This is a genomic window from Micromonospora sp. NPDC005205 (assembly GCF_040608275.1).
Classification (GTDB): Bacteria; Actinomycetota; Actinomycetes; order Mycobacteriales; family Micromonosporaceae; genus Micromonospora.
In genome coordinates this window covers 89,553-111,496 of record NZ_JBEXHV010000012.1, presented here as the reverse complement: position 1 = coordinate 111,496, position 21,944 = coordinate 89,553, and the positions used below count along the sequence as shown (strand labels likewise).

15 protein-coding genes and 1 pseudogene are annotated in these 21,944 nt (G+C 67.7%); 13 read left to right on the top strand and 3 right to left on the bottom strand.

From position 1 onward, the window contains the following. Positions 1-44 precede the first annotated feature (44 nt). On the top strand, positions 45-2,255 hold the full coding sequence (locus tag ABZU43_RS21915) for an alpha-galactosidase (RefSeq protein WP_355008328.1): 2,211 nt from the start codon (positions 45-47) through the stop codon (positions 2,253-2,255). Here ABZU43_RS21915 and ABZU43_RS21910 read toward each other — a convergent pair. Further along, a complete protein-coding gene (locus tag ABZU43_RS21910) occupies positions 2,245-3,276 on the bottom strand; it encodes a LacI family DNA-binding transcriptional regulator (RefSeq protein WP_355008327.1) in 1,032 nt (343 codons plus the stop codon). The genes ABZU43_RS21915 and ABZU43_RS21910 overlap by 11 nt on opposite strands. 295 nt (positions 3,277-3,571) lie before the next feature. Between ABZU43_RS21910 and ABZU43_RS21905 the strand changes: the two genes are divergently transcribed. From ABZU43_RS21905 to ABZU43_RS21850, 12 genes and pseudogenes are all read left to right on the top strand, one after another. Next, entirely contained in the window at positions 3,572-4,933 is a 1,362-nt protein-coding gene (locus ABZU43_RS21905) for an extracellular solute-binding protein (protein ID WP_355008326.1), read from the top strand. Positions 4,934-5,001: 68 nt separating this feature from the next. After that, entirely contained in the window at positions 5,002-5,961 is a 960-nt protein-coding gene (locus ABZU43_RS21900) for a sugar ABC transporter permease (protein ID WP_355008325.1), read from the top strand. Then, a complete protein-coding gene (locus ABZU43_RS21895) occupies positions 5,958-6,818 on the top strand; it encodes a carbohydrate ABC transporter permease (protein WP_355008324.1) in 861 nt (286 codons plus the stop codon). Before ABZU43_RS21900 ends, ABZU43_RS21895 begins: the two co-directional genes overlap by 4 nt. Continuing rightward, positions 6,815-8,371 (top strand): alpha-N-arabinofuranosidase, encoded by a 1,557-nt coding sequence (locus tag ABZU43_RS21890; protein ID WP_355008323.1) that lies wholly within the window; start codon positions 6,815-6,817, stop codon positions 8,369-8,371. The genes ABZU43_RS21895 and ABZU43_RS21890 overlap by 4 nt, the downstream gene beginning before the upstream one ends. A gap of 208 nt (positions 8,372-8,579) precedes the next feature. Continuing rightward, entirely contained in the window at positions 8,580-9,971 is a 1,392-nt protein-coding gene (locus ABZU43_RS21885) for a glycoside hydrolase family 43 protein (protein WP_355008322.1), read from the top strand. 22 nt (positions 9,972-9,993) lie between these two features. After that, positions 9,994-11,634, top strand: a complete 1,641-nt coding sequence (locus tag ABZU43_RS21880) for a ricin-type beta-trefoil lectin domain protein (RefSeq protein ID WP_355008321.1) — start codon at positions 9,994-9,996, stop codon at positions 11,632-11,634. A gap of 219 nt (positions 11,635-11,853) precedes the next feature. Beyond that, a complete protein-coding gene (locus ABZU43_RS21875; RefSeq protein WP_355008320.1) occupies positions 11,854-12,855 on the top strand; it encodes an arabinan endo-1,5-alpha-L-arabinosidase in 1,002 nt (333 codons plus the stop codon). Between the two features lie 19 nt (positions 12,856-12,874). Beyond that, positions 12,875-14,344, top strand: coding sequence for a family 43 glycosylhydrolase (locus ABZU43_RS21870; protein WP_355008319.1), 1,470 nt, complete (start codon positions 12,875-12,877; stop codon positions 14,342-14,344). Between the two features lie 184 nt (positions 14,345-14,528). Then, complete coding sequence (locus ABZU43_RS21865; RefSeq protein ID WP_355008318.1) at positions 14,529-16,109, top strand: ricin-type beta-trefoil lectin domain protein; 1,581 nt, start codon at positions 14,529-14,531, stop codon at positions 16,107-16,109. A gap of 134 nt (positions 16,110-16,243) precedes the next feature. Beyond that, on the top strand, positions 16,244-17,566 hold the full coding sequence (locus ABZU43_RS21860) for an RICIN domain-containing protein (RefSeq protein WP_355008317.1): 1,323 nt from the start codon (positions 16,244-16,246) through the stop codon (positions 17,564-17,566). Between the two features lie 179 nt (positions 17,567-17,745). Then, positions 17,746-17,898, top strand: a pseudogene (locus ABZU43_RS21855) (LacI family DNA-binding transcriptional regulator); the annotation flags it as partial. Positions 17,899-18,087: 189 nt separating this feature from the next. Further along, positions 18,088-18,864: a substrate-binding domain-containing protein gene (locus ABZU43_RS21850; RefSeq protein ID WP_355008429.1), complete on the top strand. Its 777-nt coding sequence runs from the start codon at positions 18,088-18,090 to the stop codon at positions 18,862-18,864. A 258-nt stretch (positions 18,865-19,122) separates the two neighbouring features. Here ABZU43_RS21850 and ABZU43_RS21845 read toward each other — a convergent pair whose 3' ends face one another. Both ABZU43_RS21845 and ABZU43_RS21840 read right to left on the bottom strand, forming a co-directional pair. Further along, complete coding sequence (locus ABZU43_RS21845; protein WP_355008316.1) at positions 19,123-20,754, bottom strand: hypothetical protein; 1,632 nt, start codon at positions 20,752-20,754, stop codon at positions 19,123-19,125. After that, positions 20,754-21,644: an ABC transporter ATP-binding protein gene (locus ABZU43_RS21840; protein ID WP_355008315.1), complete on the bottom strand. Its 891-nt coding sequence runs from the start codon at positions 21,642-21,644 to the stop codon at positions 20,754-20,756. Before ABZU43_RS21840 ends, ABZU43_RS21845 begins: the two co-directional genes overlap by 1 nt. Positions 21,645-21,944 lie beyond the last annotated feature (300 nt).

Here is a 21,944-nt window from a genome sequence, read left to right as displayed (position 1 = left end):
TTGGCGCGCAGGTGTTCTGCCGTATTTACTTCACGGAGGACGTAGTGTCGCTGGTGTCCCTCGATCAGCACGGCCGGTTGTGGGCACTCAACACCCGCGATTCCACCTACGTGGTCGGCGTCGAGGTCGACCAGGCAACCGGCGATGCGCTGGTGCTGCAGAAGTACTGGGGGCCGATCCTACCGCCGCAGGCTGCCCGGGAAGCCGCCGCCATGGTGGCCGGGCCCGGTAGTCCGTCCGGGGCCGGACGGCACGTGACCAGCTTCTCTCGCCCAGGCGAGATCGAGGAACTACTGCCGGTCGACGGCGGCCTGCGGTGGGGCCTACCCGCCCTTCAGGTCGCGGTGGACCAGGTGCGGTCGCTCGAACTGCGGTTCGTCAATGCCAGCGTGGTCAGCGAGAATGAGGCAGGCCAGCTCGACATCGCACTGGAGGACCGCAGCTTTCCGATCGACGTCGTGCTGCACGCGCGGGTGTACCCCGACTCGAACGCCATCGCACGGTGGGTGACCGTGCGGCACCGTGCCGGCGGCGACGCGGCCGTGGAGGTTGGCCGCCTGGACTCCGGCAGCTGGTTCATCCCCGACGCCGAGGACTACCGGTACCGGGCGGCGTCCGGGGCCTGGGCCGAGGAGAGCCAACTCCAGCAGGGCCGGCTGCCGGTGGGCGAGTTGACCTTCACGAGCAGGCAGGGCATCACCGGCCATCACGCCAATCCCTGGATCATGATCGACGCGGGAGACGCTGGCGAGGAGCACGGTGCGGTCTGGAGTGTCGCCCTGGCCTGGAGCGGCAGTTGGCGGATGACCACGACCCGCCGGCCGGAGGGTGGGACCGCGGTGACCGCGGGATTCGGTCACGACGGGGTGCGATGGCCGCTGCCGGCCGGGGCTGAGCTCGTCACCCCGCCGATCCTCGGGCTCTACAGCGCCAACGGGTTCGGCGGCACCAGCCGCGGCTGGCACAACCACATACGCCGGCACATCCTGCCCGCCGGCGACGAGGACCGCCCGGTGCTCTACAACTCCTGGGAAGCAACCGGCTTCACGGTCACCGAACCGGAACAGCTCTCGCTCGCCCGGTGTGCGTCCACCCTCGGCGTCGAGTTGTTCGTTGTCGACGACGGATGGTTCGGCCGGCGCGACGACGAGAACAGTTCGTTGGGCGACTGGTGGCCGCACCGGGAACGGTTCCCCGACGGGCTACGAAGCCTGTTCGACGGCGTCCGCGCGCTGGGTATGAAGGCCGGGCTGTGGGTGGAACCCGAGGGCGTCAGCCCGGACAGCGACCTCTACCGGGCGCACCCGGACTGGACGCTGCACCTCGAGAACCGCCGCCGTGACCGCAAACGCCACCAACTCGTGCTCAACTTCGCCCGTACCGACGTTCGTGACTGGGCCTTGGAGTGGCTTGACCGGCTCGTCACCGACCTACGCCTCGACTACCTCAAGTGGGACATGAACCGGCCGTTCACCCAGGCTGGCTGGCCCGACCAGCGCCAGGGCCAGGGTCACGACCGCGTCTGGATCGAACACACCCGGCACGTCTACCAGGTCATGGCCCAGCTGCGCGCCTGTCATCCGGGATTGCGGATCGAGTCGTGCGCCGGTGGGGGCGGCAGGCTCGACCTTGGCATCCTGCACCACATCGACCAGGTTTGGCCGTCGGACAACACCGATCCCGTTGACCGGCAGACCGCGCAGCACGGCGTATCCCAGCTCTACCCGGCCAACGTCGTGTCCGCCTGGGTGACCGAATCACCGAACGGGAACGTCGGTCGGTCCACGCCGTTGCGCTACCGCTTCCACGTCGCTATGGCCGGCGTACTCGGAATCGGGGTGGACCTGGCCCGATGGTCCGCCGCCGAGCTGGACGAGGCTCGCACGCTGGTCGAGCAGTACAAGACGGTACGCCGCACCATCCAACACGGTCAGCAGTACCGGCTCGGCGGACGGCCCGGCGCCGAGCGGTCCGCGCTGCAGTACGTGCTCGACGACCAGGTCGTGGTGCTCGTCTACAACCCGCATGGAAACGCCAAGAGTGGCCCCCGGTGGTTGCGGCTGACCGGCCTGGATCCGGACGCGGTCTACGAGGTTGCCGTCGGGGGCGACACCGACGACGTACCCGGACGGCTGGCCGCCAATTCTCGCTGGCAGGGCAGCACACTCATGGCCGTCGGCATCCGCCCCACCGCCTGGGAGCCCATCGGTGCGGACCACCGCAGCGACCTGATCGTGCTGCGGATCAGGAGGTAGGGGAGACGTCGGTTAGCGTGCTCTGCCGGGGTATGAGCCGGTGGGCTGCGCGGAGTTCCACGCCGGGCACCGGCTCGGTGCTGCCGATCCGCATCATGAGCCGGGCGACAGCGAGTTGGGCGATGGCCTTCTTGTCGGGCGAGATGGTGCTGATCGTGGGCCGTCCATACCGTCCGTCCTCGATGTCGTCATAGCCGATCACGGCGATGTCCTCGGGGACGCGTAGCCCGCGCTGGAGCGCGGTGTGGATGGCGCCGGAGGCGACCAGATCGCTGTAGCAGAACACCGCGTCCGGCGGGTCTGGCCGGTCCAGCAGGGCGGTCATGGCGGTGGCGCCGTCGACCCGGTTGAAGCGGGTGGTGCTGATGATCAGTGATTCGTCGACCGGTATACCCGCGGCCGCGTGGGCAGCCCGGAAGCCTCTGGTACGTAGCTGGGCCGCCTCCCCGGTGGGGTAGGGCTGGTCGCCGATCGCGGCTATCCGGCGTCGACCGATGGCGATGAGGTGCCGGACTGCTTCGGTGGAGGCGGCCACGTCGTCGATGCCGACGTGATCGAAGGTGCCGTCGGAAGGGCGTTCGCCGAGGACCACCAAGGGCAGGGCCGGATCGCGGAGCGAGAGATCCGCCTGGGACAGGCCCAACGGGCTGATGATCATGCCGTCGAACAGGAAGCGCCGTGGCCCCCGTCCGATCAGTTCTGCTTCGTGGTCGCGGTCGCCGTCAGTCTGGTCGATCAGCACGTTGTAGCCAGCCTTGCGGGCTGCGGGAATGATCGCTTGGAGTAGTTCCGCGAAGTACGGAGTGTCAAGATACGGCACCACGACGACAATCTGTCCGGACCGACCTGCGGCCAGGTTGCGGGCGAGGACGTTCGGGCGGTAACCGAGTACGGCGATGGCACGCTCGACCTTGCCCCTGGTGGCGTCGGTGACCCGGGCATACCCATTGACCACGTTGGACACGGTGCGGGGTGAGACGCCGGCCAGTTCGGCGACGTCCCGTAGCGTGCTCTCCCCCATGGACGCCTTCCCGCCGGGCGGGTGAACGGTCTCCCGCAGTGACGATCGTATTTCCAAGATGTTGCCTCTTGCCAGAGCCAGGGCCCCGGTGCATAGTCCTTTGCAGCGCTGCAATGTAACCTACATGACACATCATCATCGATGCGCTGATACCTCGCTTCTGCCAACAAACTTCTTAAGTAGCGTGCTCGCCGCAGCCTTGAGCCGAACCCCGCGCACGGCCATGTCGCCCTGCTCGAGAACGCGGACGGCGCGCGATCCGGGTGTTCGAAGTCCCTTCAGGAGGCTCGCAGCAATGCGCACCAGCAAACATCTGCCCGCAGTCGTCACCGCTGTGGCGCTCGTCCTCGGCCTGACCGCCTGCAGTGGCGGTGACGACGGTGCTGCCACGCCCCGCGCGAAGCCCACGAACTGCACGAACAAGATCGTTCACGAGGACGCGAACCGTGTGTCGGTATGGGCCTGGTACCCGAACATGGCCAAGGTCGTCGACAACTTCAACAACACCCACACCGACGTGCAGGTCTGCTGGACCAACGCCGGCCAGGGTCAGCCGCAGTACGAGAAGTTCCAGACCGCCATCGCGGCAAAGAAAGGCGCGCCCGACGTCGTCATGCTCGAATCCGACCAACTGGTCGGATTCGAGATCCAGGACGCGCTGGTCGACCTCGCGCCGTTCGGTGCCGCCGAGGTGAAGAAGAACTTCAGCGAGGGCGCCTGGAAGGACGTCTCACAGGGGTCGGCCGTCTATGCCATCCCGGTCGACGGCGGTCCGATGGCCCTGATCTACCGCACTGACGTGTTTCGGAAGTACGGCGTCACGGCTCCGCCGAGGACCTGGCCGGAGTACGCCGAGGCGGCGGCCAAGGTGAAGGCGGCCGGCGGCCCGGTCTTCGGCGACTTCGGCAGCAACGTGCCGGCCGTCACCACCGCGTTGATGATGCAGAAGGGCGCGCAGCCGTTCACCTACAACCTGTCCGACAAGCAGAACATCACCATCAAACTGGACGACCAGGCCACCAAGGATGTCCTCACCTTCTGGGGTGACCTGGCCAAGAACGGCCTGGTCGGCAAGGAGGACCAGTTCACCACTGACTACATCTCCGGCATGGTCGGCGGCAAGTACGCCACCTATGTCTCGGCCGCGTGGGCACCCGGCTACCTGACCGGTGCAGGCGTCGGCGGCGGCACGGAGAAGGGCACCTGGGCCGTGGCCCCGCTGCCACAGTGGGACCCGGCCAACCCGGTCGAGGTGAACTGGGGTGGCTCCACCTTCGCGGTCACCAGCCAGGCGAGTGACAAGGCAGCCGCGGCCAAGGTCGCAATGGGCCTGTACGCCGACGAGCCGTCACTAACCGACGGCTGGAAGACACAGACCATCTTCCCGCTCAACACCGGCGTTCTGACCTCGAAGGAGTTCGTCGAGGCCAAGAGCGAGTTCTTCAACGGCCAGACCGCCAACAAGGACGTCTACATCCCGGCCGCGAACGCCTACCGGGGCGCCGTCTACAGCCCGTTCACCGTCTACTACTACGCCCAGCTCCAAGCCCAGATCGTGAAGATCAACGCGGGTCAGACGACCGGTGCGCAGGCCGCCACCGATCTTCACAACGACATCGTCAAGTACGCCAAGACCCAGGGCTTCACCGTCCGTTGATCCGCCCCGGGCGGTCGCCGTGCCCCGTCGGCCGCCCGGGCCCATCTTGGTCAGAAGGGAGATGCTCTGTGGCCGGCATCATCGACGCCAGACCGAGCGCACCCCGCGCCGTCGTAGCCGATCCGCTCGGTTCGCCACCGGTTCGCCGCCGGTCCTCTCGACGTGGCGTCCTGGGCTGGCTGTTCATCCTCCCGTTCCTCGTCGTGTTCGTGGTTTTCCTGATCGGTCCGTTGGCGTACGCGGGCTACCTCAGCCTCTACACCAAAGGTCTGGCGACGGGCACGACGTTCGCCGGTCTCGACAACTACACCCGCGCATTCGGCGACCCGTCGTTCCGCAAGGGTCTGTGGTTCGTCCTACGGTTCAGTCTCGTGGTCATCCCGCTGCAGATGATCGTGGCGCTGGTAGCGGCCCTGGTGCTCGACGAGGTAACCGGCCGCCTGGCGCGCTTCTCCCGGCTTGTCATCTTCCTGCCGTACGCGATCCCCGCTGTCCTCGGTGCATTGATGTGGGGCTTCCTCTACAGTCCCAGCTTTGGACCGATCGAGCAGATCGCCTCGGCGTTCGACGTACGGGCGCCGTTCCTGCTCAGCCAGGGCAACATCTTCTACGGCCTGCTCAACGTCGTCACGTGGCAGTGGGCCGGCTACTACATGATCATCATCTATGCGGCGTTGCGCAGTATCGACTCCTCGGTCTACGAGGCCGCTCGGATCGACGGGGCGAACGCCCGCCAGATCGCGATCCGGATCAAGGTGCCGCTGGTGACCTCGGCGCTGACCCTCATCCTGATCTTCTCGCTGATCGGCACCCTGCAGTTCTTCGCCGAGCCGCAGATCCTCGGCCCGATCGCCAACGGAACCGTTACCCCGGACTTCACCCCGAACATCTACGCGTTCAATCTGGCGTTCCGCTATGCCCAGTTCAACTACGCCTCGGCGATCTCCTTCGCGCTGGGCTTCGTGGTCTTCGTGGCGGTCGCCATCTTCATGATCGTCACGCGCAAGAAGGGGAGCATCTTCACGTGAGCGACGTGCGGCGACGGCCCCGCCACGTCTGGGCGAAACTGCTGCTGCTGGCGATGGTGTGCTACTTCCTCGTGCCCGTCTGGTGGCTTGTGGTGGCCAGCACCAAGGACGCTCAAGGGCTTTTCTCCGGCTCTGGTGCCCTGTGGTTCTCGGGCTTCCACCTGTTCGACAACCTGGGCGACCTGTTCACCTTCAACAACGGCGAGTACCTGCGCTGGCTGGGCAACTCGGTGCTGTACGCGTTCGCCGGCGGCGTCGGCTGCACGATCATTTCGGTGCTGGCCGGTTACGGCTTCGCCAAGTTCGACTTCCGTGGCCGGGGCATCGTCTTCGCGCTCGTCCTGGGCTCGGTCATGGTCCCGCTCACCGCTCTGGTCATCCCGACCTTCGTCATGATGAGCAACGTCGGGCTCACCGACACGATCTGGGCGGTGATCCTGCCATCACTACTCAGCCCGTTCGCCGTCTACCTCATGCGGGTCTACGCGGCCGTCTCGGTTCCGGACGAACTGCTGGACGCGGCGCGCATCGACGGCGCCGGCGAGCTGCGCACGTTCCTGCGGGTGTCGCTGCCGCTGATGCGGCCCGGCGTCGTCACCGTGCTCCTGCTGTCGGTAGTCGGCACCTGGAACAACTACTTCCTGCCGCTGACCATGCTGTCCAGCTCCAAGCTCTATCCCCTGACCGTGGGGATCGGGCTGTGGTCGCAGCTGGCCAGCTCCAACAACGGTGGCGGCCAGTCGCTCTGGAATCTGATCATTGTCGGTTCGCTGGTGTCGATCATTCCGCTGGTCATCGCCTTCCTCACCCTGCAGAGGTACTGGCAGGGCGGGTTGGCCGTCGGCAGCCTCAAATGACGCGCTCGAGCTTTGGGAGATCTGTGTTTGCCGCCTCGTTCAGGCTTGACCCGTCCTTCGTCATCGCACCGGTGTCCCGGCGTACCTTCGGATCCTTCGTCGAGCACATGGGGCGATGTGTCTACACCGGCATCTACGAGCCGGGACATCCGACCGCCGACGTCGACGGCTTCCGTGGGGACGTGTTGGACCTGGTCCGTGAACTCGGGGTCTCCCTCGTGCGTTATCCCGGGGGCAATTTCGTCTCCGGGTATCGCTGGGAGGACGGCATCGGACCGGCCGCGGACCGGCCGGTGCGCCGCGACCTGGCCTGGCGCAGCCTGGAGACAAACGAGGTTGGCGTCGACGAGTTCATGCGCTGGGCGGGCAAGGCCGGCGTCGAGGTGATGTACGCCCTCAACCTGGGCACCCGCGGCGTGCAGGAGGCGCTCGATGTCCACGAGTACCTCAACCACCCCGACCGCACCCGCCTGGCCGAGCTGCGCCGAGCCAACGGCGCCGAGAAGCCGTACGGGGTCCGGATGTTCTGCCTCGGTAACGAGCTGGACGGGCCCTGGCAGACGGGACACAAGACCGCCCAGGAGTACGGCCGGCTGGCGGCGCAGACGGCACGTGCGCTGCGCTCGGCCGAACCGGAGCTGGAACTGGTCGCCTGTGGCAGTTCCAGCTCGTCGATGCCCACCTTTGTGGCCTGGGAGGCGGAGGTGCTGGAGATGGCGTACGACGCGGTCGACTACATTTCGGCGCACGCCTACTACGAGCCGGTCGACGGCGACATGGCCAGCTTCCTGGCCTCATCGGTGGACATGGACCACTTCGTGCACAGCGTGGTCTCCACCGCCGACAGCGTCGGCGCCCGGCTCAAGAGCACCAAGCGCCTGAACATCTCCTTCGACGAGTGGAACGTCTGGTACCTACGGGAGTTCCAGGCCCGGCAGGACACCGGATCCACCGAGTGGCCGGTGGCGCCGCGCGTCATCGAGGACTGCTACACCGTCGCGGACGCCGTGGTGGTCGGCAGCCTGCTGATCTCGCTACTGCGGCACAGCGACCGGGTGACCGTCGCCTGTCAGGCCCAGCTCGTCAACGTCATCGCACCCATTCGCACCGAACCCGGCGGCGCGGCCTGGCGGCAGACCATCTTCTACCCCTTCGCCATCACCTCCCGCCTGGCCCGAGGCGAGGTGCTGCGGGTGGAGCCACGCTGCCCGACGTACGACACCGCGCGTTACGGCGCGGTGCCGGCACTCGACGCGGTCGCCACCCACGACGCGGACACCGGTGAGGTGAGCGTCTTCGTGGTCAACCGGCATCAGTCGCAGTCGGTGACGCTGACCGTTCCGGTGACGAGCTTCGGCGCCGCCCTGCGGGTGGCGGAATCCTGGACCATCGCCGACGACGACCTCTTTGCGGTCAACACGTCGGACTACCCCGACCGGGTGGTCGCGCGGCCGGCGGACGACGCCGAAGTGGATGACGGGGTGCTTCGCGCGACACTGCCGCCCGTGTCGTGGACCGCCATTCGGCTCTGCGCGTCAAGGCAAGATTGTTAACGCTAACGCTGTAGATCAGCCGTATTCAGATACTGCAAGAGGGCAATCCAGAACAAGTATTGACAACCATCTATGTGAACGTTAACACTATGACGAAACACAATCTCAACATCTTCGAAACGTTTCCGTCGACGCGGTGCCCTGGCGTCGGCAAACGCGGAGATCCCCGTTCGAGCCGGCCGCCGAATCCCCAGAGAGGTAGATCGCTGTGCCACTGTCCCGGAGAGACTTCACCCGCCTTGCCGCGTTGAGCACGCTGACCGCCGTCGGCGGCGGAACGGCCGCTTTGGCTGCGCCATCAGCCGCCTTGGCGGCCAACAGCGCGTACGTGTTCGGCTATTTCAAGGAGACGCCGAACCAGAGCGGCGACAGCTACGCGTTGCACCTGGCGGTCAGCACCGACGGCCTGAACTGGCGTCCGCTGAACCAGAACAACCCCGTGGCGACCCCGACCGCCGGCACGCTCGGACTGCGCGACCCGTTCATCCTGCGCAAGCAGGACGGCACCTTCGTCGTGCTGGCCACCGACCTGCGCGGGCGCATCTTCAACCAGAACAACCAGTACCTGCACGTCTGGGACTCAGCCGACCTGCGTAGCTTCACCAGCTACCGCCGGATCCGGATGCACGGACTGGCTACCCACACCTGGGCACCAACCGCCTTCTGGGTGCCGTCGCGCAACCAGTACGCCATCGTCTACTCCGCGAACAACGGCGCCGACGTCTTCATGGTCAACTACACCTCGGACTTCCGGACGGTGAGCACCAACCAGGTCTACTTCAGCCCCGGCTACCCCGTGCTGGATGCCGACATCGTGGCCGACGGCTCAGCCTTCTACATGTACTACAAGAACATGTCCAACGGCCTTATCTACGGCGCCCGGTCGTCGAGCGGCGCGCCGAACAGCTACACCAACTACACCAGCGGCCTGCGGCAGGGCAATGCCATCGAGGCGCCCCTGCTGATCAAGAACAACACCGGCAGCGGCTGGCGGTTGTGGGGCGACTCGTTCAGCCCGGTCAACAACGACTACTACGCCTGGTCCACCTCCAACGTGGCGGGCAACTCCTGGACGCTGCTCAACCAACGCGACTACACGCCACCGCTGAACGCCAAGCACGGCTCGATCATCGGCATCACCTCGGCCGAGTACGACGGACTCGTGTCCCGTTGGGGCCTGCCGGCCTGGGTCCGGCTGAAGTCGTACAACTTCCCCGACTACTACGTACGACACGCCGGCGACGTGGGCCGGATCGACGCCTACCCGTTCGACCCCCACCAGGACCAACTGTGGCGCATGGTCGCCGGCCTGGCCGACTCCGCCGGCGTGTCGTTCGAGTCGGTCAACTCACCCGGTCGCTACCTGCGGCACAGCGACTACGTGATCCGGCTGGGGGCCAACGACGGCACCGCGGCCTTCCGCGCCGACGCGACCTTCCAGCGGGTTCCCGGCCTGGCCGACTCCACCTGGTCGTCGTTTCGGTCGTACAACTTCCCGGACCGCTATCTGCGTCACTCCAACTACGTGCTGCGCATCGACCCCCTCAGTTCGGGCTCCAGTGCCAGTGACCGCCAGGACGCGACGTTCCGCGTCTCCTGATCCCCGAAGGCAGAGGTAGCTGGTGAGACTACGTATACGACAATTGCTGGCAGTCCTGGCCGCTACCGCCACCGTCGCGGTGGGCACCGTGCTCGCCCCCGCCGCGCCGGCCTCGGCGGCGCCCGGCAGCCCGGCCGTCCGCCCGCCCCTGGGCTGGAACAGCTGGAACACCTTCGGCTGCAACATCAACGAAGCCAAGATCCGCGGTGCGGCGGACGCCATGGTCAACTCCGGCATGCGCGCGGCCGGCTACCAGTACGTGGTGGTCGACGACTGCTGGCAGGCGACGACTCGCGACGCGGCCGGCAACCTGCGCTCCGACCCGGCGCGATTCCCGTCCGGCATGCGGGCGCTGGGCGACTACATCCACTCCAAGGGCCTCAAGTTCGGCATCTACCAGGCGCCTCGTGAGGAGACCTGCGCCCAGTACTTCAACGCCATCGGCGGGGCCACCGGCGCGCTCAATCATGAACAGCAGGACGCCAACACGTTCGCGTCCTGGGGCGTCGACTTCCTGAAGTACGACTGGTGCTCGCCCTGGGGCAGCCTTAACGATCAAATCGCGGGCTTTACGAAGATGCGCGACGCCCTGCGCGCCACAGGACGGCCGATCGTCTACTCGATCAACTCCAACAGCGCACACTCCAACACCGGCCCCTCCTACAACTGGAGCCAGGTGGCCGACATGTGGCGCACCACCGAGGACATCACCGATCGGTGGAGCACCGGCTGTCGGGCCGACTGCTTCATGGGCGTCACCGAGATCCTCGATGTCCAGGCGCCCCTGGCAGCTTGGGCCGGCCCGCAGCACTGGAACGACCCCGACATGCTCGAGGTCGGTGTCCGCGGCACATTCACACCTACTGAGAACCGTGCCCACTTCAGCATGTGGGCGATCATGGCCGCACCGCTGATCGCCGGCAACGACATCACCACGATGTCCACCGACGTCCGCGACGTACTGACCAACCCCGACGTGTTGGCGATCAACCAGGACAGCGCGGGCCGCCAGGCCCAGCGGGTCCGCGACTTCGGCGACACCGAGGTGTGGGCCAAGACCCTCAGTGACGGCTCCGGCGCGGTCGCCCTGCTGAACCGCTCGGGCAGCACCGCGACGGTGTCCACCACCGCCGCCGAGATCGGCATGCCAACGGCTGGCAGCTACACCCTGGCCGACGTCTGGACGAAGGCGTCCCGGAACACCTCCGCAGCGATCAGCGCGACCGTCCCGCCGCACGGCGTGGTCATGTACCGGGTCCGGACCGGCTCGTCGACACCCACTACCTCCTTCAGCCTGCGCGGCGCGGGATCCGGTCGCTGCCTGGACCTGCTCGGCGGTGCGCCGACCGACGGCGCCCAGGCGGTCATCTGGGATTGCAACGGCGGCATCACGCAGGTCGTCACCGCGGCTTCGGGTCAGCTCCGCATTGGCGGTAAGTGCCTCGACGCCGAGAGTAACGGCACCGCGAACGGCACCAGGGTCATCCTCTGGACCTGCGGCGCGGGCCCCAACCAGCAGTGGACGATCCAAGCCGACGGCACCATACGAGGAGGACAGTCGGGCAGGTGCATCGACGTCAATCAGGCCGCAACAACCAACAACAGCCCGCTGGTCCTGTGGACCTGCTCCGGCGCGGCCAACCAACGCTGGACCCGCGTCTGACGGAGAGAGATGGCCGGCGGTGGTTGCCGCTCTCCATCCCGGAAATCGAATCACACCCAACGATGAACACCATCTGGGATCCACGAACGCGCCGACTGGCGTGTGACGCACCGCGCCGACACTGCCCGCGATCGGGCTGCCCGGCGCCCGACCTAAGGACCTGTCGTGACAACTTCGGTTTCGCCCGTACACAAAACACGCACCCTCCGCCGTCTGGCTGTGCTGTCGCTGTCCGTCGTCGCTCTGGCCGCCGGCGGGGCCGCGGCGACGCAATCCTCGTCCGCCGCCTCGCTGAATGCCGCGCCGCAGGCGGCAGCAACGCCCACCACACCGCCCGCGTCCTACCCGAATCCGGGCACGGTCACCGGTGACGTCGGCGTGCACGACCCGACCATCGTGGCCCGCCCGGGCGGCGGCTACCTGCTGGCCCACACCGGCAACAACATCGCGCTGAAGACCTCCACTGATCGGACCGCGTTCCGCAACGCCGGTGCGGTGTTCCCCAACGGCGCGTCGTGGACCACGACGTACACCGGCGGCAGCCGCAACCTGTGGGCACCGGACCTGACCTACCGCGACGGCCGGTACTGGCTGTACTACTCCGCCTCGACGTTCGGCTCCAACCGGTCCGCGATCTTCCTGGCCACGAGCACCACCGGCACCTCCGGCAGCTGGACCAACCAGGGCCTGGTGATCGAATCGCGGACGTCGGACAACTTCAACGCCATCGATCCCAACCTGGTCGTCGACGCCTCCGGCAAGTGGTGGCTCAGCTTCGGATCATTCTGGTCCGGCATCAAGATGGTGGCGCTGAACCCGTCCACGGGGAAACGCTCCGATGCGACAGTGCACAGCATCGCCGGCCGCAACGGAGGCGCGATCGAAGCACCGGAGATCGCACGACACGGCAACTACTACTACCTGTGGGTGTCGTTCGACCGATGCTGCCAGGGTGCCGCGAGCACGTACCGGGTGATGGTGGGCCGGTCGACCTCGATCACCGGACCGTATGTCGACCGCAGCGGCAAGGCGATGACCGCCGGCGGTGGCACCCAGGTGCTGGCAGGGCACGGAAACATCCACGGACCCGGTCACCAGGCGGTGTTCACCGACACCGACGCCGACGTCCTCGTCTACCACTACTACGCCAACAACGGCGCCTCGCTGCTGGGCATCAACCTGCTCGGGTACGACGCCGCCGGCTGGCCGTTCGTCTACTGACCGGAGAGGAGATCCGACGATGCGCAGAATCCTGGTCACCGGGGTGGTGGCGATGCTCGCCGCGGCGGGCACGACGATCGCCACCCCAGCCGCCGAGGCTGCCACGGTGCAACCGAACGTGTCTTACGTGCTGGTCAACCGCAACAGCGGCAAGGCCCTCGATGTCTACAACCTGGCCACCACCGACGGCGCAGCGATCAACCAGTACACCCGCAACGACGGCGCCTGGCAGCAGTGGCGGTTCCTCGACTCCGGCAGCGGCTGGTACCGGCTGCAGTCCGTGCACAGCGGCAAAGTGCTGGACCTGCCCACCACCGCCGACGGCGTCCAGCTGGTGCAGAACACCGACCGCAACGACTCCCGGCAGCAGTTCCGGCTCGCCGACTCGGCCGGCGGTCAGGTCCGGCTGATCAACCGCAACAGCGGCAAGGCCCTCGAGGTGTGGGAACGGTCCACCGCCGACGGGGCGAAAGTCTCGCAGTACCAGGACCTCGACGGCACGAACCAGCAGTGGCAGCTCGTCGCCCTCGGCGGCGGTGGCACGCGCACCTTCACCAACCCGATCAAGCGCAACGGCCCCGACCCGTGGCTGCAGTACCACAACGGGTACTACTACCTGGCCACCACGACGTGGAACTCCACCATCACGATGCGCCGATCGGCGACGCTGGGTGGCTTGGCCAGCGCACCCGACCAGGTCATCTTCAACCTGGCTGGGCGGGCCAACGGCTGCTGCAACATGTGGGCACCGGAGTTTCACCTGATCAACGGTCCGAACGGCAACCGCTGGTACTTCTACTACACCGCCGGCCGGAACGTCCCCGACTACAACCCCACCCAACGGCTGCACGTCCTCGAATCGGCTGGCACCGACCCGATGGGCCCGTACACCTTCAAGGCCGACCTCGGCAGCGACTGGTCCCTCGACGCCAGCGTGCTGAAGGTCGGCAGCAGCCTCTACCTGATGGCAACCTACGGCGGCGACGGCGCCGGGCAGAGCAACTCCATCCAGCGGCTGTCCAACCCCTGGACCCTGCAGGGCTCACGGTCGAGGCTCTCCTCGCCGACGCTGTCCTGGGAACGGCAGAGCGGGGCGGTCAACGAAGGGCCCGAACCGCTTTATCACAACGGCAAGGTGATGGTTGTCTACTCGGCCTCCGCGTGCTGGGGGCCGGACTACAAGCTCGGGTTGCTCACCCTGACCGGCAGCGACCCGTTGAACCCGGCGCACTGGACGAAGAAGTCCACACCGGTGTTCCAGCGCAGCGACTCGAACGGTGTGTTCGCGCCCGGCCACAACGGGTTCTTCAAGTCACCGGACGGCACGGAGGACTGGATCGTCTACCACGCCAACGACTCTGCCTCCGGCGGGTGCGACATGAACCGCTCCACCCGCGCCCAGAAGTTCACCTGGAACGCCGACGGCACGCCCAACTTCGGAACCCCGGCACGGTTGGGCATGACGTTGACAGCGCCATCCGGCGAATAGCACCCGCAAGGACCAGTCGCGGTTCGTGCTTGGCATGTCACCCGGTGCGGGTAGCGGCCACCCGGCTCAGATGCGCCGGCATCTGCGGAACAGCGGAGCCCGCCGTCGGCGGCGGCGGGCTCCGAACCACCGCCATCTACGCCCAGAACGCGACTCCAACCCCTCCTACCCGAAGGAGAACGACGTGCGTAAACCGTTCCGCATCGCGCTCGCCGCAGCACTGGTTGCCGCTGCCGTACCCGTGGTCCTGGCGTTCGCCGCGCCGGCTCAAGCCTTGGACAACGGGCTCGCCCGCACCCCGCAGATGGGCTGGAACGACTGGAACACCTTCGGCTGTAACGTCAACGACAGCCTGATCCGGCAGACCGCCGACACCATGGTGTCCAGCGGCATGGCCGCTGCCGGATACTCGTACGTCAACATCGACGACTGCTGGTCCGAGCGCAGCCGCGACGCCAACGGCAACCTGGTGCCCGACCGCACCAAGTTCCCGAACGGTATGAAGGCACTCGCCGACTACGTCCATGGCAGGGGCCTCAAGCTCGGCATCTACTCCTCGGCCGGCACCACCACCTGCGCTGGCTATCCCGCCAGCCTCGGCTACGAGCAGCGCGATGCCAACACCTGGGCGTCGTGGGGGATCGACTACCTCAAGTACGACAACTGCGGTGACCACGGCGGCCAGAGTGGTCAGCAGCGCTACACCACCATGCGTGACGCGCTGGCCCGCACGGGCCGGCCGATCCTGTTCGCGCTCTGCAACTGGGGCCAGGACAACGTCGTGCAGTGGGGAGCCGCGACCGGCAACTCGTGGCGCAACACCGGTGACATCCAGGGCAACTGGAATTCGGTGATGGGCATCCTCGACTCCCAGCCCGGCTACGCCGGCGCGTCGAAGCCAGGTGCCTGGAACGACCCGGACATGCTCGAGGTCGGCAACGGCCTGTCCGACACGGAGTCGCGTGCCCACTTCAGCCTGTGGGCACTGCTCAACGCGCCGCTGATCGCCGGCAACGACCTGCGCACCATGAGCGCGACCACCCGGTCGATCCTGACCAACACCGAGGTCATCGCCGTCAACCAGGACTGGGGCGGCCGGCAGGGCAACCGAATCGTCGACAACGGCAACTCCGAGATCTGGACCAAACCGATGTCGAACGGGTCGATGGCCGTCGTGTTGCTCAACCGCGGGTCCAGCGCCGCCACCATCTCCACCTCCGCCTCCCAGATCGGGCTCGGTGCCGCGTCGAGCTACTCGGTGCGCGACCTGTGGGCCCACACGAGCACCACCACCAGCGGCACCATCAGCGCCTCAGTGCCGGCACACGGCGCGGCGATGTACATCGTGACCGGCGGCGGCACCACCAACCCAGGTGCCAGTTTCGGGTTGCGGGGGCAGGGGTCGGGGCGGTGCCTGGACATCACCGGGGCGTCGCAGGTCAACGGTGCGTTGGCCGAGATCTGGGACTGCAACGGTGGCGCGAACCAGCGATTCACCCAGACGTCGGCGGGCGAGCTGCGGGTCTACAACGGCACCAAGTGCCTGGACGTCTACAACCAGGGCACGACCAACGGCACCGCGGTCGAGATCTGGGACTGCAACGGCCAGCCCAATCAGCAATTCCGGATCAACGCCGACGGCACGGTGACCGCAGTGGGCGCCAACAAGTGCCTGGACGTCAACGGTGCCGCCACGGCCAACGGCGCGAAGGTGCAGATCTGGGACTGCGCAGGCGGCAGCAACCAGAAGTGGACCCGGCAGTAACTCGCGGCAACGCCGGCGGCGCGGCATCCGGTCCGGCGAAGTCCGTACCCGCCGGCCACAACAGATCCGTCTTTGGTTGCCGCGGAAGCACGGAATGCCACCCCTAGTCGAACACATCGTAAGGAGCGATCCTCATGCAGAGACGCAATTTCCTCAGGCTGGGCGTTGTCGGAGCGGCGACCGTGGGCGCGGGATCCATCTTGGGTGCCTGGCCGGCAAACGCCGACACGGTCGGTCCGCTCCGGGCCGCGCCGACCACGCCGTTCGCCGTGGGCGTGCGCCAGTACAACTGGATGCGTGGCAACCGCCGGATCACCACCTTCGTGTATTACCCCGCCACCGGCACTCCCGGGGGTAACCCCATCAACAACGCCCCCGTCGCCCCGGGCGTCTTCCCCGTCTGCGCCTACCAGCACGGCCTCGGCGGCACCCCGCAGGGCGCCTTAGCAGTCATCCGCCCACTGGCCGCGGCCGGTTTCGTCGTCCCCGCCGTCAGCGTGCCCACGGTCGGCATCGGTGACACGTACAACGGCGAACTGCCCAGGGACAACTCTGAGGCCATCACCCGCACCCTGGCCCTGAACACCGCCAACGATCCGTTGGCCGGCCACATCGACACCACCGTCGGCGTCGGCATGTCCGGGCACTCCATGGGCGGAATGACCACCCACGCAATGCTCACCGCGTTCCCCGACCCCCGGATCAAGGCCGCGATCCCGATGTCCTGCGTGGACATGGGCAACCCGAGCGGCGCGGTCGGCGCCAATGTGCTGTTCATCCACGGTGACCGGGACCCGACCTGCCTGTACTCGTCGGCCCGCCAGGCATATTCGGAGCTGCCCGCGACCAAGGCATTCCTCACCTTCATTGGGGGCGACCACGGCAACTTCTTCGGCAACGCCCTGTCGATGCGAACCTCCATCGACTGGATGAGGTGGAGCCTTTACGAAGACATTACCGCCCGTGACCGCCTCACCGCCGACGCGACATCATCCACCACGAGATGGGAGTTCATCCCAGGCTCGACCCAGCCGCCGCCTACCTCCACCTACTACAACCTGGTGGCGCAGCACAGCGGCAAGGTCGCCGAGATCACCGGCGCCTCCACCTCCGCCGGAGCCACCCTCGCCCAGTGGTCAAGCAACGGCGGACAGCACCAGCAGTTCGCATTCGTCGACGCAGGCGGCGGCTACGTCCGCATCAAGGCCCGCCACAGCGGCCTGGTCCTCCAGATCGCCAACAACACCAGCGGCGCCGACATCACTCAGCAGCCCGACACCAACGCCGTAAGCCAGCAATGGCGCATCACCGACCAGGGCGGCGTGGTCAGCCTCACCAACCGGCAGTCCGGCCTTGCGTTGGACGTGTGGGAGCGCTCGACCGCCGACGGCGCTCGTATCTCCCAGTACGCCTACTCCGGCAACCCCAATCAGCGCTTCACCCGCCGACCCGTCTAACGGCGTCCCTCGATTGTCGGTGGGTTTGCTGAAGCACCGTGGCGTGGAAACCGCCGCCCCGACTGCCGGCCTGCGCTGGAACCGGGGCGGCGGCCAGCTCGCCGAGACCTTCGCGGTGGCCATCCTCTGGAGCTGAACCGCGGATTGACTGAGGTCGGGGAGGGGCGGGTGTGGGTGAGATGAACGGCCCTGAGGTGGTGGGCGGCCGGTGGTCGGACGACGCCTCGACCCGTACGACGTGGTTCGGGCGGCCCGTCATGCGTGATGTCGCCAAGCTGGCGGGGGTCTCCTCACAGACGGTCTCCCGGGTGATCAACCGGCAGCCACACGTGTCGGCCGCAACCCAGCAGCGGGTGTTGGATGCGATGCGGAAGTTGAACTATCGCCGGAACCCTGCTGCTCGTGCCTTGGTCACACGACGTTCGGCGACGTTGGGGATCATTGGTTACGAGAGCCCCTTGTTCGGACCGACGTCCATGTTGTATGCGATTGAGGGGGCGGCCCGAGCGGCAGGTTACTTCGTGAGCGTTGCCAGCGTCCGGCACCTGGACCGCCGGTCGGTGCTCGACGCGGTCGACTGGCTGTGTCAGCAGTCGGTGGAGGGGATCATCGCCATCGCCCCGAAATCGGCGATGGCCGGCGCGTTGGCGGAGGCGTCGCCGGGGATCGCCTGCGTGACCGTCGGTGGGGGCAGCATCGACGCGGTGCCGAGCGCGCGGATCGACAATGTCGTCGGCGCGCGGATGGCCACCGGGTACCTGCTCCACCTGGGGCACCGCACCGTTCACCACGTGGCCGGTCCGGACGACTGGCCGGAGGCCAGCGAGCGGTTGCGGGGCTGGCGTGCGGCGTTGCAGGAGGCGGATCTGCCGATCCCTGCCGTGGCGTCCGGAGACTGGAGCGCCCGGGCGGGGTACGAGCAGGGCCAGCGGTTGGCGGCCGATCCGTGCGTGACGGCGGTCTTCTGCGCCAGTGACCAGCTGGCTCTCGGCGTCCTGCGGGCCCTGCACGAGGCCGGTCGGCGGATCCCCGAGGACGTGAGCGTGGTGGGGTTCGACGGGGCGCTCGACGGGGCGCACTATCTGCCGCCGCTGACCACGGTGTGCCAGGACTTCGCTGAGCTGGGTCGGCTCAGCCTGGGGCTGCTGCTGTCTCAGCTTGAGCAGCCGGAGAGTGCCTCGACGTCGAGACGACAGCTGCTCGTGCCTGAGCTGCTGATCAGGCATAGCACGGCACCATCTCCCGACCTGTACGGCGACGGTGACCCACCTCGGACGCGGCGCGGCCAGCGAGCCTGACCCTTGGCCCGCAGGCCAGCTTGGCCGTCGACATGGACGAAACGGCAGCTGAGTGTTGGGATACGCGTTGGTACCGCGTGGCCCGATGTCCCGGAGTTTCTACGGGTCCTGGGCTACGGCGTACGCGTTGTTCCGGCGTTCGCAGCGTGCGGGGAACTGAGCGAAGAACTGTCGACGCCAACCGCGACGACATCCCCGACGTCTACCAGCAGCCGTCCGGCAGCCGCACCGACACCGCCTGACCAACGGCCGGCCCGCTCACCCGCGCAGATCCCGCCGCCGATAGCCCCAGGCTCCGGCCACCGTGACTCCTGCGGCCACGCCGGTCATGGCCAGGGTGGCGGTCCAGTCGACACCGGCGAGGGGGACGGGTGCCAGATGGGCGAACGGGGACACCTCGCGGACCCACCCGGGTGCGCCGATGCTGTCGGCGATCACCAACAGCAGGAAGCCGCCGGTCGCGGGCAGCGACCCGGCGACCGCGGCCACCCGGGGTGCCCAGCCGATGGCGAGGGTGGCCGCCCCGAGGCTGAGCAGCACAACAGGCAACGCGTTGCCAGCCCCACTCAAGGCCGCGAGCAAGCTCAGGTCACCGTCGGTCGCGGCGACACCCGCCCACACGGCCAACCCGGCGACGATGACCAAAGCCACGGCGCCGCCGGCGGTGGCGGCGAGTTCGGCGGCGAGCAGGCGCAGCCGGCTAACCGGCTGACCGGTCAGCAAAGTCAGGTGGCGGTCGGTCTCGGCGGCGACGAAGGCGGACATCCGAACTGCGCAGAAACCGCCGACGGGCAGGGCGAGCAGCGAGTACAGAGTCGCGGTGAACCCTTCGACCGCACCGAGCCCGGTGAAACCGGCTCGTGCTGCTTGGGCGGCGAGCGCCGGATTATCGGCCAAGAAGCCGGTGACCGACATCGCGGTACAGCCGATGAGCAGGTAGTAGGCGCCGACGCCGAGGGTCCACCCGGTCAGCGGCCACAGTACCCGCCGCACCGCGAACCCTTGCACGCCGCTCAGTAGTATCAGTCGTGGGTGGCGGCCGGAGGCGGGCGCGATCAGGCCACCTCGGATATCGCGGTGGCCGGCAGCGCCAAGCGCGGCGCAGCCCAGCGCAAGAGCCGCGGAGAGCAGCAGCACGAGCGGCAGGAGTCGGTTCTGCGCGTACGGCTCGCTGAGGGCGAGCAACCCGAACGGCGACAGCCACCGCAACCACCCCAGCTCGATGACGCCGTCACCGATCATCCGCGCGAGCAGGCCCGTGCCGAGGACCGCCACGGCGGCTCCGGTCGCGGTCGGCCGAGCCGGGAACACCTGCGCCGTCAGCCCAGCAACGGCGACGAAGAACAACCCGAGGACGCCCACGCCGGCTCCGTGCACCAACGCTCCGGCCGGCTCAGTGCCGGCAAGCAGCAACACCGTGGCGACGGCACCACCGGCGAAAACCGGCACGATCATGACGGCTGCGAGGTGGCGGGCCACCATCGCGCGCAGCGGCACCCGCCCGGCCAGCAGCACATCCCACCGGCCGGCGTCCTCCTCGCCGCGCGTGATGCGGGTGGTCGCCAGAATCGACCATGCGGCGAGCAGGACGGCGACGAAGGTGCCGACCCGCCACACCGTGAACCCGCCAGCCTGGTCGAGCGCAACCGGCTCTCCGAACAGGGTCCGGATGGCGGGGTTCCCGGCAAGCTCGGCGATGCTGCCCGCCGCGGCGGGATCCGCCATAACACTGGTGTAGGTGCCAGCCACCAGCGCAGGCATGACCGCGGTCACGGCCAGCACGATCAGACCGCTTCGGCGTAGCTGGCGTGTTGCCAGCCCGCTGATCGACCTCCCCGGAACGGCCTGCGTGGTGATTCCAGTGGCGGGCGCCATCATCGACATGCTCATCAGTTGGCCTGCTCGCCGTAGTAGTCGAGGAAGATTTCCTCAAGGTTCGGCTCTCGAACTGCCAAAGCGGTCACCTCGGCGGCGGCCAGCGCCCGCAGCGCCGGCGCGGGCGGCCCGATGAGCGAGAACCGCAACCGTCCCCTCCCGGTCTGCTCGACAGCGCCGACGCCGGACAGCGCGTCGAGATCCGGCGGCCTGCCGGTGTACGACACGGTCACCTCGGCACGACGCAGACCCCGCAGCTGCTCGATGGAAGCGATCTCGACGAACCGGCCCGCCCGCAGGATGCCGACGCGATCGCACACCGCCTCGACCTCGCCCAGCTGATGGGAGCTGAGGAACACGGTCTGCCCCCGCTCGCGTGCCTGGGTGACGGCGGCGCGGAACTCACGCTCCATCAGGGGGTCGAGGCCGCTGGTCGGTTCGTCCAGCACCAGCAACGGCGCCCGGGTCGAGAACGCCGCGACGAGCGCGACCTTCTGCCGGTTTCCCGACGAGTACGTACGCGCCGGTTTGGTGGTGTCGAGCGCGAACCGCTCGACCAGTTGGTCGCGGTAGGCCAGGTCGGTGCCCGGGCCGGTGGAGGCTTGCAGATGCAGAATCTCCGCGCCGGTCAGCTGCGGCCACAACGCCACGTCAGCGGGTACGTATGCGAGCAGTCGGTGCGCGCGGGCGACGTCTCCCGCGTCGGTGTCGAACACCCAGGCACGGCCCGTCGTTGGGCGCACCTGGCCCAGCACCATGCGGATCGTGGTGGACTTGCCGGCACCGTTGGGACCGAGGAACCCGAACACCTCACCGGCGCGCACCTCAAGTGACAGGTCGTCCAGCGCCAGGACCCGGCCGTAGCGCTTGGTCAGGTTGACGGTGCGTAGCGCAACATCACTCATCGTGGTAGTCCTTCTCGGTCGACGCGGATATGACCGCCGACCAGACTTCCCGGCACACCAGAACTCACCGTACTCCCGTGTTCGCCGCGGAGGAATCCCGTCCCCGACACCGTCGACGGCGGCAAACGCCGCTCGCCGACCGCCCAAGCCGTCTCGACCGGTGGGCGCAGGGCTCAACCGCACGCTGATCGACGAGCCCTCGCCAAGTAGCGCCGGGGTGCCGCCGGTGATCGGCCGGAGTGACTGGCGTGTTGGTTTCCGGTGTCCGGCAACGGCGTCAGCGGTTTGTCGGCCGGATGC